Here is a 14,681-nt window from a genome sequence, read left to right as displayed (position 1 = left end):
ATCATGATGCTTGTTGCACTGAGCGTGAAGTCTATCAGTTGTTTGAAATGGATAAAACCATGTATTTTATGCGGAAAATAGACGTTTAAACCAACCCCAAAAGCCACTTGCTGAAGCCGGACGGGCTTCCTTACCTTGATAAAAACTTTGCATGAGTTCGGTTCTGAATGCATCAACGTCCATGCGTTTTATGACAAGCTCGTGCTGCAATGTATTTTGAGTCTGCTCAGCATGATCGTGCGCCAAGCTGAAATCCATATTTAAATAGCCTTGCGTGTATAACCAAAGGTGGGTGACTAAGATTAGGTCTTCAGCAGATTGGTTAGTAAACTTATCCGCGTGCTCATTACCCAAGGAGTCAGTCAGAACTTGCTGCATACGCTGGGTAGAGTGAGCATGTTGCTCGTAGTTAGCACTTGCTTCAATATGTGATTTGGTCAAAAGGCCAAGCAGGTGAAGAGTAGGTGCTGTTGTGGGTTTGTTCTCACAAACTTTTGTAAATAGTTGTGACTGTTCTTTTAACCAACGTCGCTTTGCTGCTTTATGTTCTTTAACAAAGGGGATTTCTTCAAATCCCATCTCTTGACTCAGTTCACTAAGAGACGTCATGGTTTTTTAGTTCCTTCACCGTTACTTCGATATGCTGATCATTGATATCAACAAAAATTGAGCTGCCAGTAATCATAACAGAAAGGCTAGTACCTCGGTCAAGGTGCTGACAAATCAAGTCGATAGCGTCATAGTCAAAGCTCTCTACGTTGACGGGAAGCATTGAGAACTTTCCTGACATTTTGTCCCACCAGACAGCCGCTTTGGTGTTATAAGTGTAAACTTTTACATGCTTTGCTAGGCGAGAAGCTTTCTTAATTCTGTCTGGTTCTGGTTCGCCAATTTCAATCCAGTGAGTAATGCTTTGATCATCGCCAACATGCCATAAATCAGGCTCTTCAATCGTAGAGAGTCCTTTTGTAAACTCCAGATTGCTTTGAGCATTTAAACAGTAAGCTAGAATGCGAGCCAACATTCGTTGCGGCTTTTCAGAAGGGTGAAGGGCGATAGTTAGATTTTTAGAATCGTAATAGTCATTATTCATATCGGAAATGGCGATACGAAATTTGTAAATGGTTGGTTTAAGAGCCATAGATTTATATCGTTTTGTTGGCAAAATAAGTTTTAGGCAAAAAAATAGCCAGCTTTAAAAGCTGGCTATCGTATCAAATTCTTTAAGAATTAAAGTACTTTGATTTGCTCTGCTTGAGGGCCTTTTTGACCTTGAGAGATAACAAATTCTACTTTCTGGCCTTCAACTAGAGTACGGAAGCCGTCACCAGTGATTGCAGAGAAGTGAGCAAATACGTCAGGACCGTTTTCTTGTTGAATGAAACCGAAGCCTTTAGTTTCGTTGAACCACTTAACTGTGCCAGTAGCTGTGTTAGACATGTCTATTTCCTAAATATCTAAATAATGTAATCTTTCGCCTCAACGGCGCTTATAGCGTGGAAAAATAAATTGCTATTGCGTACCACAGGACGACGGGTTACAAGTAATCCAACGAAATGTGAAAACAAAGAACTTTCTTTCTAGCCGTGTTTGAGTCTAGGTTAATTCCACGAAGAGTCAACATATATTAGTGCTTTATGGACAAATATTTGTATTTAGTCACTATTTAACCAGCATGTTTTTGATTAAATTTCAAATAAATGACGGTGATGTGAAGTTTTTTAGCATAAAATTCAACTAAATCTATAAATTTGACTTATTTATATAATTATTGTCCAATCTGGTTCGACCATTAAGGAGGATTTATGGCAAAGCGTAAAATCAGTCCTCAACCGAGTGGCTCACAACATGAGACCGACTTCGGCAGAGGTGAAATCAAAGACAACGCGTTAAAAGCGGTTGTTACCAGTCAGCTGTTCCAAACACGAGTCGTTAAAGCGAAAAAAGGTAAAGGTAGCTTCAGCCGTAAAATGAAGCATAGAGGCAAAGAGCCCTATTCAAAGTTCTCCCCAAGGTGGATTTTGAATAGGGCTTTTTTATTGGTACTAGGTGTTTGCAAAACTGATGATATTCAATTTTTTAGTACCAGATAAGTTTTCCTAATTTATCATGTACTGCTTCAAATGCTTCAAATGCTTCAAATGCTTCAAATGCTTCAAATGCTTCAAATGCTTCAAATGCTTCAAATGCTTCAACTGCTTCAGCGAACCAGGCGTTGAAAGTACCAATTAAGTACTAAAACTTACTAAGTTAGATTCATATCAATAAGCGTCACTTCCTGTCTTATGCAACTCTACTATATCTTTAGTCTAATCAAACAGCCGAGATTATGGTTTAAAAAGACTGGTGAGAAGTAGGTATGTCATCGACGAGTTATGGTACTTATGGTTGCAAATGTAAAAAAGCGTGTGCTTCTTTATTACTAGTGTGGCTGTCCATTTGTCCGATGGCGCATGCGCACAAATCAGAGTCTCATTCTTTAATTGTTGCTAACTCCAAAGCGTGGAAGCCGTTCTCTTACCTTAGCCCAGATGGTGAACCTAAAGGTATTTTAATCGACTTTTGGAAAGAGTACGCGGCGAACAACCAAATCGACGTTCAGTTTCTCCTTTTGGATTGGGATGCTTCTTTACAAGCCGTAAAAGAGGGTAAGGCTGACTTTCACGGAGGACTTGTCTACTCGCCCGAAAGAGCGAAGTATATGGACTTTGGCGCAGTCATAATGCCTATCCAAACCAAACTGTACGTAAATAAAGATGTACTTTCGGTTGATATCAGGAGTGTTTTAACTGGCGAAATGACGCTGCCAATTGGCGTTGTTAAAGGAAGTTACGAGTCTGAGTTTGTTCAGACGAATTATCCAAATGCACCTATTGCAGAGTACATTAACAATGATTCGATGATACAAGCAGCCGTCGATAAAAAGGTGCTGTACTTTGTTGCAGACCTGCAAGTTGCTAACTTTTATATGGCAACCACGCCGGGAGCGGGTATGTTTGTCCCGACAATTAGCTTGTATAGTAAAGATCTTCGGATTGCTAAAGGAATGCATAGTGCAACTTCCATTTTAGAGGTATCAAGAGCGTTTGAAAAAGTCATTGATACGGATCGTGAGCGGATCCTTACCCGTTGGAGTGTGGTGAAAACGGTTTATCCACTTTATCTTTTCCCTATTGCTATTTTCATTATGGCGATTGCAACGCTTTATCATATTTTTGCCCTCAAACGTATGGTTGCTCTTCGGACAAGGCAATTAACGATTGCCAATCAGCAATTGCTGGAGATGACGTTGACGGATTCTCTCACAAAGCTATACAACCGTAGACACCTGATTGAGCAATTGGCGCTACTGAATCATTTGAAGCGAAACTTAACGGTGATGGTGTTTGATATTGATGATTTTAAATCAATCAATGATCGATATGGCCACCTTGCTGGAGACCGAGCAATAGTTGCCATCGCAGAAGCCGCTAAGTCGATGACTGATGACCGAATGACATTGGCGAGAATTGGAGGAGAAGAGTTCGCACTCGTTACGTCTTCTCTGTCAGAGCGAGAAGCGCTCAATTTTGCCAATATGCTTTGTAAAGCCGTTTACGATCAGCCTGTTATACTGGGCGGACAAGCAATTCATTTGAGTATCAGTTTGGGCTGTGCTTACTATCCTGAGTTTACCCACATCGTGAGCTTGCAAGATGCTGACGAGTTGATGTATCAAGGTAAGTCTGAAGGAAAGAATCGTGCAGTTTTCCAAGTTATAACAGACTGTCAGCTTCAACCTGCGCTTCGTCAAGTGAATTAGATCTCGCTAATTCAACTGATACTTCAAACCATCCTCAAGCCTCAAAGTTTTAGTCAGAGTAACGTGGTAAGCGTTAACGATCACGTTGCGTTGTTTTCTTTGAGGCCAATTTGCGTACAAATACTTGCACTTTCATATATATAACCCCCCACCTGCTCACGTTTTTATCATAGAAGCAGTAATTGTTTTAAAGTGATAAGTGATTTCTTGGTAAAGATCAGAACCCCTGTCTACACTCAGTGTAAAGTAATGCATATAAAGCATGATGCATACAGTGTTGTACAAAAACAATTAAAGAAGATAAGAAATAAGTTGGCTTGAGAAGGACGGGGAATGAACAACGAATGCTTTGCTAGGTTCCGAGCTGTCACGGATGAACTGTCAATGAAAGAATCGTTGTCAGTTGGGAAAGACCCTTATGCTCACTATCTCAAAGATATTGTGGGGATTGATTTGTTGTCTCGTGAAGAGGAGTTGCATTACGCCAAACTTAATCGAGCTGGTGATGAAGAAGCGCGCGAAATGTTGATTGAGTCTAATCTTCGACTTGTTGTGAAAATCGCAAAAGGTTACCTCAAACGGCCAGGCAATAACTTTACTCTGCTCGATTTAATAGAAGAAGGTAACATTGGTTTGATAAAAGCGGTCGATAAGTTCGATCCTGAGCCAGGCTACCGTTTTTCTACTTATGCGGTATGGTGGATTCGCGAGAATATAGAAGCGGCATTAATGAACAATGGCCGCACGGTACGTTTACCTGCTCATGTGTGCAAAGAGATAAATAGCCTGGCTTTAAAAAAGCTCGATGCGTCAAAAAGTGAGAGCAAGGAGTTGTCTATTTCTGAACTCTCACGCTGCTCAGGGGTGAAAGCAGAACGTATAGATGAACTTGTTGCTCTAAGTGGTTTTATTGATGTATCGACCACTGCGGACCTACATCGTGTTCCATTTGTTCTTGAACTGTGTGAAAGTGAGTATACGCCAGATCCACAACAAGACTGTGAAAACCAGTGCTTTACTCAAGCTATTGAAAATATTATTAAAACTTTGCCAATTAAGTTGCAGAAAGTCTTGATCCATCGATTCGGATTATTTGACCAGAGAGTGAAAACCTTGTCGGAAATAGGCCTGTTATTAAACGTATCTAACGAGCGTGTTCGTCAGATGCAGATAGAGGCGGTTGAACGCGTGCAGAAACGTCTCCGATTCGATGGTTGGGTTTAAGATTTTTAGCCCCTTATCCTAGCTGATTAATTTACTGGCTTGCTACTCTGTTCTTCCGTAAGTAACAGCAGCTCAAGCTGTGCTTTAGCTGCTGCCTCCAATCTCCATACACTCAATAATCGGTTAAGTGCTGCGCGATAAGTACGACTTTTGAGTAAAAAAGCGAGCGTACTTGTGTAGTTGTTTACGACTTGCGCTTGTGTCTCGACCAAAGCAGTTTTGTTTTCGATGTCGATGTGTTGAAGGTTAAAGTCAGGAAGAAACGCACACTCATACCATACCTCTACAATTTCACGAATTTCGAGTTCTTCTTCAGGCACGTCGAAGTCTTGTAACTGGTAGTTTTCTGGTATCGTTGATAAATAAACCACATCCAATTTGTCTGCAACAAATGTATACATCGGATTCCTTAGTGTACGCGCTTACAGAGTAAATAGTCTCATCGTTTACATTTTTGTCAATGACCGTGCTCAAGTATGAATGATGAACCACACCACATTCCGAACTTAACTTAGACTTTTTAAGTACTTATCGGTTAACCCGAAATACTTCAGGTTGCCATCTGGCTCCAAGACTAAGCTCATATTGGATGTAGAGATCATGCCCGGATCATTCGTTGAGAAAATAACGGTCTTATTGAGTAGTTTGTCGCTAAATAACCGCTTGAAGTAGTGGGAATTTTCTTGCTCTGCACCATTAAATGGCTCGTCAATGATAATCAAAGATTGTTCGCAGTTGCCTAGCCCTAATGCGAGCCGCAGTCTTTGTTGAATACCATTTGGTAAACTTTTACAGATATCAACGCTCAATTGAGTGTCCAGGCCTTGTGGCAACCATGTATCGAGCTCAAAGAAACTCACCATTTCACGCATTTTTTCTGTTGGGATTAACCCATTATGCAAGATGAAGTTAGTCTCCAAGGAGCCTTCAAAAATATGCAGGTTAAACGGGATGTAGTTAATCGAGGTTCGATAGCGGTAACTGTTGAATTGTTTGATGTTATAACCGTCCACCGAAACTGAGCCTTGATAGCGTTCCTCTAGCCCAGCGATAATAGAAATGAGCGTCGTTTTACCGCAACCTGTTGGTCCACAAATCACAACTTTTGCGCCCGGTGGAATTTTAAAACCAAGATTAGTTAAGCCTGTTGCCGCACCACTATAACGATGGCTCACACCAGAGCCGACGATACTACCTTGAAAGAGGCGAATAGGGGGGCTTTTCTCTAACGTTAGCTTATCGTCATTCATCGCCATAAGGTTGTTGATTTGCGCAGAAGACGCCTTAATGGATTGGAACTTAGAAATAGAGTTGTAGATGCCCATAATAGGCCCCAACGCCTTCCAGACTAAAATTACGGTAGCAAGCATTGCACCTGCATCGGAGGTGCCGTCCATCACGCCGATAACGGCCGCGACGATACTTGCGGTACCAATAACCTGAATCAAACTCCCGCCTGCTGCCTGAACCCTGCTATTAGTCACTGAAACATGTTCTGCATCGTTGGTGCTTTGTAAATGCGATGCGCTAAAGCGGGACTGGATAACACGCAATAATGGCAAGCCTTGGATGGTTTTTATACCACGAAGAATCTCATTCCATTGGTAAGAAACCATGGCGTTGGCGCGAGAGCTCTTGGACGTGGCTTGCGAGTAGATGTAACGAGAATAAACACAGAACACCAACATTAGAATCAACCCCGCCATAACGACTAGCGCCGCGGTACCAGACATAAGAGCAATGGCAATAATGAATACGATAACAAACGGCATGTCGAAGTAGCTTAATGTTGACTCTGCGGTTACCAAACGGCGGAACGTGTCGATGTCTTTCAAACGCGCTAACTGAGAAGAGACACCTGCGGTGGATGTCATCGAATAAGGAAGCCACAACAGTTTGGATATTACGTTTTGAGAAATATGCACCGCCAAATCCTTTCCTGATGTGGCGATGATGTTGACCCGCATTTTCTTGAAAAAGTATTCCGAGAACCCAACAATCACAGCAAATAACGTGAGCCAATAAAGCGTGGCTTGCGAGCTAGAGGTTAAGGCGAAGTTGTACACACTCATAATAAAAAAGGGCTGGAGTGCGCCGAGAATGCTTACCACGAAGCTGAGAATAATCAGGCTTTTGAGTTCATTGTTGTAGCGATAAAACGCGTATTTAATCCAGTTACTGCGGTCTTGAGATTCAGGTGGCGGTTCTCGGAATAAGCGGGAGTATTCGCTGATCGAGACCAACAAGCACGGCTTCTTGCAGAGCGGGTATTCAATGGTGTTGTTATTTGTGTAATCAAACAGGATCAGTTTGCCGTCTTTAGTGCCCAAGAAAATCGCAGTGAGGTTTTCTATCTCGATAAAACAAGGATGAGGATGCCCCTCGATGTGCTCCAACGTTTTTAGTTTGGTGACGTCACAACGGTAACCAAGGCGTTCAATCGTAGCGATAAAACTGTCGCTGTCTTTTGGTTTAGGGATAAAAGCGTCGCTGAGGATAGAAGGTGTGCCTTCCCATTCAAGCGCTATGAGGGTGTAAGCTAAACCACGAATCAAAGGTGACTGATTGTATCGCTCGTCATAACTGCGAGCCTCAAAGTCCAACAAGCGCTGAGGGACATTATTAAAATCAACCAAAATACTCATTGGTCACCTCCGGTAAGTTTGACGCGTTTGAGGCGATGATTGAGTTTGTCCATCTTGTTGCTGACGATGATGAGGATTTTGTCGTTGGCGCGATAGGCGGTGCTGGTCAAAACCAATCGAGCAAAGTCGTCATCATAAACACAGTCGATGTCGTCGAAGATCAACACACGTTTGTTCGCGAGTAAGGCACGCACTAACAACAAGGCATAAGCGACTTGGCGCGAGAATGGGTTGCGTAAATGTCCTTTAAGCTCGGTGTAAAAACCAGCGGGAAGGGCATCGATTTGTGCCTTGATGTTCATGGTTTCGCAAAGCGCAAATGCCGTGTTGTTTAAGCTCGGGCGGAAACAAGTCAAGTTGTCGATGATGGTGCCTTCGACGAACGAACTGGTTTTGTCGACCATGAGCACGCTATTACGCCAGACGTTGTAGTTGACGTCATCGAGCGGTGTCTCGTTGATTTGGATATCGAGCTTGCTGTCGGTGTTTTGCCGCGTAATGCAATTGGCGAGGTGGGTTTTACCTGCGCCGCTTTTCCCCGTCAGCAAGTAAGCCTGACCGCGTTCAAACTCAATGCGTTGTTTTTCCGAATACTTCACCGAGATGCGCTCGACTTCCGTCGTGTCGTTTTGTTGTTCTATAGATGCAGCAAGCTCAAGCAGCTCGGCGATACGTTGAATATGAAGCTTGTTCAACTCCCATCGACTCACCGTGCGCATTACTTGCTGGTATGGCGCGAAGTAGCGGTTGGTAAGCATGATGATGGCAGCCATGATGCCTTGGCTCGATTGCATGTTGATAACTGCCGTTGCCAAAACCACCACCACACAAGCGATGGAGAGCTGTTGTATGAGCGACAAGATAAGGTTGAAGTTTGATTCAATTTGCTCGTATTTGATGTTCTCGACTTCACGTTCTTCCACCATTTGTGTCATCAAGCTCTCAACGCGATATTCCATATTGCGCGCTTTGATATCGAGTGGGCTAGAGATGATCTCGATGATTTTAGAAGTAGTTAAGCCTTCGATGTCGGATTTGTTTTCTAAGCTGTTGATTTTCTGCTTGGAAAGACTGAGTGCGAACACCGCCAAAATGATGGAGGCGAGCAAGATGGTCACTCCCGCCCAAATGTTGATCACACCGATAATCAGAATGGTCAGTATGCTGACGGCAAGGTTGATCAATGCCCGTACAGATTCTCCGCCAAAGAAGGATTTAATCTCTGGAATGGTCGCAATACGCTCTAGGTATTCACCGGGTTCTAGACGACGAAACTTCGATATCTCAGCCAAACAGATTGATTGAAACACCTTGTTGGTTAAGTTGGTTTCGAATTGCTTCATGATCACCGACGAAATCTTCTCTTCCTGATTCTTTAAGTGATAGTCGAGGAAGATGGTGATCAAGATAATGGCAAACAGAAGAAACAGCGTGTCTTTGGCTTGGTTAGGTAAAACACGGTCAAAGATAATCAGAATCGAAAAGGGCAGTACTAAACCAAACAGCGTCGAGATGACCGTTGAGAAAGTCAGGTAACATTTGTCAGCAAAGTTAATCTTTTGGGAAAAATACTCAGTTTGCATTGCGACCTCCTTTCTTAATCGATGGTTTGGAGAGAAGGTGTTTTGGAACTAAGTCTTGATTGCTTCTGCCTTCGATATCGCTCATCAACTGCATGATGCTTTCGATAGATTGAACCGATAGCATGCCTTTGATTTGCTCAAGATTGATCGATTCAATGATGTAGTCATAGCGCGCGCTCTCGTAATCACGTAGCGCGCTGAACAGTTTACTTTCCGCTGCCAGTAAGTCGGTAATGGTTCGCGTACCAAGCTGATAGGCGCGTTGAATGCCTTTGTAGGAAGCGTAGTTGGCACGGATGATGTTCTCGTAACTGCTGATGGCGCGGGAGAAGTCATTAATGTTGAGTACTGAGGTGTTAACGCTATTGCGCGTCGCGAACAATGAATCTTGGTACAGCAGCTCGGTTCGCTCGATGGCAGTCGACGATTTTTGATAACCGTAGTAATCCGAACCGCCGGAGAAAATTGGCACATTCAAGTTCAACCCGACGCTGGTCGAGTTACTGTCCCCTGTTGCGGTTGGGTCGGTTCGGTCATAGTTGTTCGCATCGTCGTAACGGTAACTGGCAGAGAGCGATACGGTCGGCACAAAGTTTGAACCGCTTTCTTTCAAGCCTCTTCGGCTGCGCTCGACGGTTTTCTTCGCAACCAATAAGTCGTTATTGAGCTTCAAAGCTTGTTCAAGAATCTCACGTTGTTCGGATTCGCTGATTTCCTCCAAGGGAACACTTTCGTAGATGTCTTGTGATGGGGTGACTGGGTATTGAACTTGAATCTCTAAACCGTTCAAAATTACGCGCCGGTCTTTCTCTAAGGTTCTTAAGCGATTGGCAATGCCTTCTTTCTGGGCAATTACCTCATACAACTCGCTCGCCGCAGTGTTGCCAAGTTCCACGTTGCGACGCATTTGGCGCTCACGTGTTTCAGACGATTTAAGTTCTACTTGGGTGGCTTTGATTTGCGCGTTGTTTTTGAGGTATTCGAAATATTGCGTCGCGATTTCAGAAATGGTGCTCTGGATTTTGTTCTCGTGTTTGATTTCTTCAATGTTGAAATCAAGCTTCGCGGTGCCGTATTTGAAGATGTCGCCAAGGTTAAACACCGATTGCGATAAAGACACGCTGTAGCTATTTGAGTTGTAGCTTGAACGTTTATCTGGTGTTCCCGTTAATATGGTCTCGTTTTCATTCCATGTTGTATCAGCGGCACCGTTTAAAGAAGGCAGGAACTTAGAACGGCTAATGTCGATGTTGTATTCGTTTTCTTCCACGCCTTTGTCACTAGCGCGCAGAGATAAATTGTTTTCCAAGCCGAGTTTGACCGCCTCAAGCAAGGTGGTCGCCATTGCCGAAGGAGCATTGCTCAATGTAAGCGCTGCCAATACGCAGCTAGTTAAGTTTCTGTACCGCCACATACTTGTTGATCACCTTGATGATTTCGTCGTTTTTATAAGGTTTGCTGATCACGTAATCCATTCCAGCTTCGATACAAGCTTGGTGTTCATTACTGCTGGTCAATGCTGTCGCGCCTATGATGGTGCAAGGGTGTTGTCCGCTCTCTTGTTCGTATTGTCGAATGCGTTTGGTTGCTTCAATACCGCCCATGCCAGGCATGATGCAGTCCATAAAAATGATGTCCGAGCGCTGATTCATGAAGTGCTGAACAGCGTCTGCGCCATCGCCAACGGTGTCGGCTTCGTATTCTTGCTTGCTCAAAATACGTTTGAGTAGAATCTGTTGAACACGGTCATCTTCCACAATCAGGAATGAGCTGTTCTCCATCTGATCTTCTGAGGCTTCCGCTTCCATGATTGCTAACAGATTGGGGATGAACTCATACGGAATCGCGGGGGAGTTTAGAATCTTGTCGACAAAGGTATGACTCTCTTGTGCTTGCTGAGTGCTAGTGACTGAAAGCAACAACTTGGTGTTCGGGTGATTGCGCAGTTGCGATTTCACCGTTTTGCTCAGTGAGGGCAGCTTGTTTGGCTCGAACGTGTCGGTCAGCATGATGGCATCGTATTCGCCAAAGGTTTTTGCAGCAGAGAAGAGCTCGTTCGGCGTTCGAATTGGCGTGATCTCTAAGCCCAAGTTGACCAGCATTTTGTTCATCACGTCAATGCGCAGCTGAGAGTTGGCACACAATAATAGGCGCTTATTGTCGAAGCGAGTTTTCTCTGTGTGGAAGCTCTTGGCTTTCAAATCGAGCTGAATTTGAAAACGTTCCTGATTGCCCGATTGATACCAATGGCTCTCGTAATAGCCATAATCTTTCAGTACGCTTTTCGCCAAATCGTCTTTGGTTGCAGTGTGCTGCTTATGGTCGCTCCAGTGTAGGGTATTGAGCTTGGCAAACGGCACATCCAGTGTGGTTAAGAAGTTTAGATTGATGGTCAGGCGAGTGTTTTCAATGTCTGACGCCGCGCCCGATTCAATGGTGACAAACAGTTTTTTGTCAGCTTTGAGTTGGATGGCATTCGATAACTGTAGGAACAACACCCAGAATAAGCTGGTGGATTGCCCTTCAACACGATTTGGCAAGTTATCCGAGATAAAACAGTCTAGCTCACCTTCATTCCGCTGTACTTTGGAACTGATGTGAATCATCAATTCAGACAACACATTAAGCAGTGAAAACTCTTTCGATTTGCTCTCGGTCCCTTGTGAAATGAGTCGGTTGTAGTTCTCTGCTAACTCAGACAAGGTATTGGCAGCCGAGGTTATATCTTGCGCCATCAACACGCCGCTCTCATCGGTCTCTTGTACGAGATATTGCACGCCGCCGTTAATAGTGTTGGTGATGCCACGAATCTCGTAACCAATCAGAGCATAGAGTTGCTTGTAGAGATCGTTATTGCGTTTTTGCTCTTCGAGTTTGCTGAAAATCAGTTTTAGGTGAGAGTAGATCTGACGCTGCTTCGGATTGATGCTCACTTCATTCAGCAACTCTTCTAACCTTTGTAAATCAAGTTGTTTGAGCTCTTGATAAAGCCCATCGAATTCTTGGTCAATGTCTCGCTCATTCGAACTGGATTTTTTCAGTTTTAGGATTGCCACTAAATTCGATAGAACGGCGATACCAACCAACACAACAACGACTATAAACAACCAAATGAAGAACTCGTTTTTCTCCATCATTAGGTCGCTCGCGTGGTTGTTAAACATGGTGCGATAGTTGTCGTCCATTTGTAGGTAGTTATTGGTGAGCGAGAGATACAGTGCCAACACATCGTCACGCGTTTTTGAGCTGTCCGAGAAGCGATTAATCGCCAGTTCAAGCTGCGTATATTCGGTCGCGCCTACCAAACTAAACTCGGTTTTGTTGAGTGACGCGAGAGACTTAAACTGGTCAATTTCGTTTTTCAGAACCTCAAAGTCGAGCTCTGTTGTACTACAATAACGCGCGGCTAAACAGCGCTGAAGCGTTTGGATATCAAGTTCGATGGTTTGGTTGAGTTGTTGAGCTTGAACCAATAGAGGCGCGTTTTGCACTTGCTCCACTGAATCCACTTTTTCCCAAGAAACATATAAATAAAAGGCGAGGGCAGCCAGCACCAAGCTGAAAGCAATACTAAGGCGCATAACAGGAACGGAAATATTGTAGGAAGGTTTGTTACTCATCCATTACCTCTCATCGAACGCGTCTTCGATAGCCGACATAACCGGCTTCGCAGCGTATTCGATAACCCGACGCGACCCTGTTTTCACGTCGGCGGTAAACTCCATGTAAGGGGATAGTTTGTATTGTGTGCCTCCGCGCTCTAGATAGTTTTGGCTGATTTGGATTTCAGCGAGGTAGAATTCAGCGTCCTCTTCTTCATAGGACGAACGGCTGATTGACGCGATTCGACCTTCCAAAAATCCGTATTTGGCAAAGTTGTAGGTGTCCATCTTCACTTTGACCGCTTGTCCGATTTCTACAAAACCCATGTCTTTACGCGGGATCTTCGCCTCTCCATGAAGGGCGTTATTGATCGGTGCAATGTCCGCGATGCTTTCACCTGGCGGTATCACAGCGGAGCGGAAGTTGAAGTGCACTTTATCTACTACACCGTCAATAGGGGCGTAAACCACGAGGCGATCCACTTTATCTGAGTGTTGAGGACGTAATATACGTTTCAACTTTAAGTCCTTGTTTGCTTGAATGATTTGCGCTTGATACTCGGCATTACGATTCTCCACCAAGTCTCGGTACTGCTTCTCTAGTTTGTCGAGTTGGAAGCGCTCATTCATGACCGACTCATCAAGGTTTTCAATCTCACGCACCATGTTTGACTCTTGAACCTGCATATTCAGAACATCGACGTAAGACGCCATTTCCTCTTTGTACAAGGTGTTCTTGATATTGAGCTGCTTGCGTATCAAGGAGAGCTGGTTCTCGGAGCTTTTACGGCGCTTGAGCATTGAATCAATAAGCGAATTCTTATGTTGGATATCGTGAGTGATCAACTCTTCATTGGAACGGTTTTTAGAAAATTCTTGCTGCCAGGTATTCATGTTGACTTGCACTAATTCTGGGTACTTTTCGATGTAGGCAGAAAAATCGGGTTCCACCATATCGCGCAGGCTTTCGTAACGAATCTTGTCTAGCTCAAGCTGAATGATCTCTGTGTTTACCGTATCAAGTTGAGTGTTTCTATCCAGAGAGCGAAGGCGTGCAATAGGTTGACCTTCATAAACCACTTCGCCTTTGCGCACTAGCATTTCTTCTAGAATACCGCCTTCAAGGTGTTGCACTTTTTCGATGTCAGATTCGAGCAATAGCTCACCGCGCACCGACACCACAATGTCGATACGAGCCTGAGATGCCACGGCGATAGCCACCATGGAAAGCAAAAAGATAACCAGCAAGGTTTTGTGTACGCTGGTCATTGCACTGGCTAGCACGATTGTATCGTCTGCTGTTACCTTCGAAGCTTCGTTGTTCGAAACGAGCGCCTTTTTGAGGTGATGTTCTATTTGCTTATTACTCATGAGCCACCCCTACGATTCACTACCAGTGCGGCTATCGATTGAATTTTCGATTTTTAACAGCTGGCTAATTTGTTTGTTTACGTTGTTAAGCTCGGTTTTAACGTCCTCAATCAATTCATTAGGAGCAGGGAAATGGTGTTTGTTTAAGTGTTCAAGCTTTGCCAATTTTGGTGGTAAGTCGTCATCACATAACAAGACGAGAATGGTCTTTAGTCTTTTTGAATAACATCTGAGTGCTTCAAAACGGTTTTGTTTATGCAGCATCTCAATATCAATCCCTGCGTCACTGAAATCTTGGTAAAAATCGCCTAATAGCAATTGCAGCCCTTTATGGCTGTTGTCGACTGAGCGCAACAGATTTGTCATATTTATCATTATCCCACCGCACTAATTGCTTTAATGACAACAAGTAAGGATCTTTATACTGGGTTTTCAAATTTTTTTGTTTTTATGG

13 protein-coding genes are annotated in these 14,681 nt (G+C 43.7%); 3 read left to right on the top strand and 10 right to left on the bottom strand.

The window, feature by feature from the left end:
- Positions 1–66 precede the first annotated feature (66 nt).
- The 3 genes from R7044_RS18410 to R7044_RS18400 form a co-directional block, all read right to left on the bottom strand.
- Complete coding sequence (locus R7044_RS18410) at positions 67–609, bottom strand: hypothetical protein (protein WP_005375629.1); 543 nt, start codon at positions 607–609, stop codon at positions 67–69.
- Entirely contained in the window at positions 596–1,141 is a 546-nt protein-coding gene (locus tag R7044_RS18405; protein ID WP_005375627.1) for a YaeQ family protein, read from the bottom strand. Before R7044_RS18405 ends, R7044_RS18410 begins: the two co-directional genes overlap by 14 nt.
- 89 nt (positions 1,142–1,230) lie before the next feature.
- On the bottom strand, positions 1,231–1,440 hold the full coding sequence (locus tag R7044_RS18400; RefSeq protein ID WP_005375625.1) for a cold-shock protein: 210 nt from the start codon (positions 1,438–1,440) through the stop codon (positions 1,231–1,233).
- Between the two features lie 365 nt (positions 1,441–1,805).
- Between R7044_RS18400 and R7044_RS18395 the strand changes: the two genes are divergently transcribed.
- The 3 genes from R7044_RS18395 to R7044_RS18385 all read left to right on the top strand — a co-directional run bounded on the left by R7044_RS18395 (position 1,806) and on the right by R7044_RS18385 (position 5,026).
- Positions 1,806–2,093 carry an alternative ribosome-rescue factor A gene (locus R7044_RS18395; RefSeq protein ID WP_017821594.1) on the top strand — a complete coding sequence of 96 codons (288 nt, stop codon included), beginning with the start codon at positions 1,806–1,808 and terminating at the stop codon, positions 2,091–2,093.
- Positions 2,094–2,359: 266 nt separating this feature from the next.
- On the top strand, positions 2,360–3,802 hold the full coding sequence (locus R7044_RS18390; protein ID WP_171345462.1) for a diguanylate cyclase domain-containing protein: 1,443 nt from the start codon (positions 2,360–2,362) through the stop codon (positions 3,800–3,802).
- Positions 3,803–4,135: 333 nt separating this feature from the next.
- On the top strand, positions 4,136–5,026 hold the full coding sequence (locus R7044_RS18385) for an RNA polymerase sigma factor RpoD/SigA (RefSeq protein WP_025768458.1): 891 nt from the start codon (positions 4,136–4,138) through the stop codon (positions 5,024–5,026).
- Positions 5,027–5,052: 26 nt separating this feature from the next.
- Here R7044_RS18385 and R7044_RS18380 read toward each other — a convergent pair whose 3' ends face one another.
- From R7044_RS18380 to R7044_RS18350, 7 genes are all read right to left on the bottom strand, one after another.
- Positions 5,053–5,427 (bottom strand): hypothetical protein, encoded by a 375-nt coding sequence (locus tag R7044_RS18380; protein ID WP_005375619.1) that lies wholly within the window; start codon positions 5,425–5,427, stop codon positions 5,053–5,055.
- Between the two features lie 105 nt (positions 5,428–5,532).
- On the bottom strand, positions 5,533–7,671 hold the full coding sequence (locus R7044_RS18375) for an ATP-binding cassette domain-containing protein (RefSeq protein ID WP_053809549.1): 2,139 nt from the start codon (positions 7,669–7,671) through the stop codon (positions 5,533–5,535).
- Positions 7,668–9,254 carry an ATP-binding cassette domain-containing protein gene (locus tag R7044_RS18370; protein WP_042521477.1) on the bottom strand — a complete coding sequence of 529 codons (1,587 nt, stop codon included), beginning with the start codon at positions 9,252–9,254 and terminating at the stop codon, positions 7,668–7,670. Before R7044_RS18370 ends, R7044_RS18375 begins: the two co-directional genes overlap by 4 nt.
- On the bottom strand, positions 9,244–10,668 hold the full coding sequence (locus R7044_RS18365; RefSeq protein ID WP_062730940.1) for a TolC family protein: 1,425 nt from the start codon (positions 10,666–10,668) through the stop codon (positions 9,244–9,246). The genes R7044_RS18370 and R7044_RS18365 overlap by 11 nt, the downstream gene beginning before the upstream one ends.
- A complete protein-coding gene (locus R7044_RS18360) occupies positions 10,643–12,874 on the bottom strand; it encodes a response regulator (RefSeq protein ID WP_225455740.1) in 2,232 nt (743 codons plus the stop codon). The genes R7044_RS18365 and R7044_RS18360 overlap by 26 nt, the downstream gene beginning before the upstream one ends.
- 3 nt (positions 12,875–12,877) lie before the next feature.
- Positions 12,878–14,227, bottom strand: a complete 1,350-nt coding sequence (locus tag R7044_RS18355) for an HlyD family type I secretion periplasmic adaptor subunit (RefSeq protein ID WP_033906830.1) — start codon at positions 14,225–14,227, stop codon at positions 12,878–12,880.
- A gap of 9 nt (positions 14,228–14,236) precedes the next feature.
- The gene (locus tag R7044_RS18350) at positions 14,237–14,605 is read right to left on the bottom strand and encodes a hypothetical protein (protein WP_031777210.1); all 369 of its coding nucleotides are present in this window, start codon (positions 14,603–14,605) and stop codon (positions 14,237–14,239) included.
- Between the last annotated feature and the right edge of the window lie 76 nt (positions 14,606–14,681).

The organism is Vibrio sp. 1402, assembly GCF_033340275.1.
The sequence above is the reverse complement of the archived record's forward strand: the minus strand, read 5'-3'. Positions and strand labels throughout refer to the sequence as shown.

Excerpts from the sequence above, each read along its gene's own strand:
- R7044_RS18410 (WP_005375629.1), bottom strand. The coding sequence starts at position 609 with ATGACGTCTCTTAGTGAACTGAGTCAAGAGATGGGATTTGAAGAAATC.
- R7044_RS18405 (WP_005375627.1), bottom strand. The coding sequence starts at position 1,141 with ATGGCTCTTAAACCAACCATTTACAAATTTCGTATCGCCATTTCCGAT.
- R7044_RS18400 (WP_005375625.1), bottom strand. The coding sequence starts at position 1,440 with ATGTCTAACACAGCTACTGGCACAGTTAAGTGGTTCAACGAAACTAAA.
- R7044_RS18395 (WP_017821594.1), top strand. The coding sequence starts at position 1,806 with ATGGCAAAGCGTAAAATCAGTCCTCAACCGAGTGGCTCACAACATGAG.
- R7044_RS18390 (WP_171345462.1), top strand. The coding sequence starts at position 2,360 with ATGTCATCGACGAGTTATGGTACTTATGGTTGCAAATGTAAAAAAGCG.
- R7044_RS18385 (WP_025768458.1), top strand. The coding sequence starts at position 4,136 with ATGAACAACGAATGCTTTGCTAGGTTCCGAGCTGTCACGGATGAACTG.
- R7044_RS18380 (WP_005375619.1), bottom strand. The coding sequence starts at position 5,427 with ATGTATACATTTGTTGCAGACAAATTGGATGTGGTTTATTTATCAACG.
- R7044_RS18375 (WP_053809549.1), bottom strand. The coding sequence starts at position 7,671 with ATGAGTATTTTGGTTGATTTTAATAATGTCCCTCAGCGCTTGTTGGAC.
- R7044_RS18370 (WP_042521477.1), bottom strand. The coding sequence starts at position 9,254 with ATGCAAACTGAGTATTTTTCCCAAAAGATTAACTTTGCTGACAAATGT.
- R7044_RS18365 (WP_062730940.1), bottom strand. The coding sequence starts at position 10,668 with ATGTGGCGGTACAGAAACTTAACTAGCTGCGTATTGGCAGCGCTTACA.
- R7044_RS18360 (WP_225455740.1), bottom strand. The coding sequence starts at position 12,874 with ATGAGTAACAAACCTTCCTACAATATTTCCGTTCCTGTTATGCGCCTT.
- R7044_RS18355 (WP_033906830.1), bottom strand. The coding sequence starts at position 14,227 with ATGAGTAATAAGCAAATAGAACATCACCTCAAAAAGGCGCTCGTTTCG.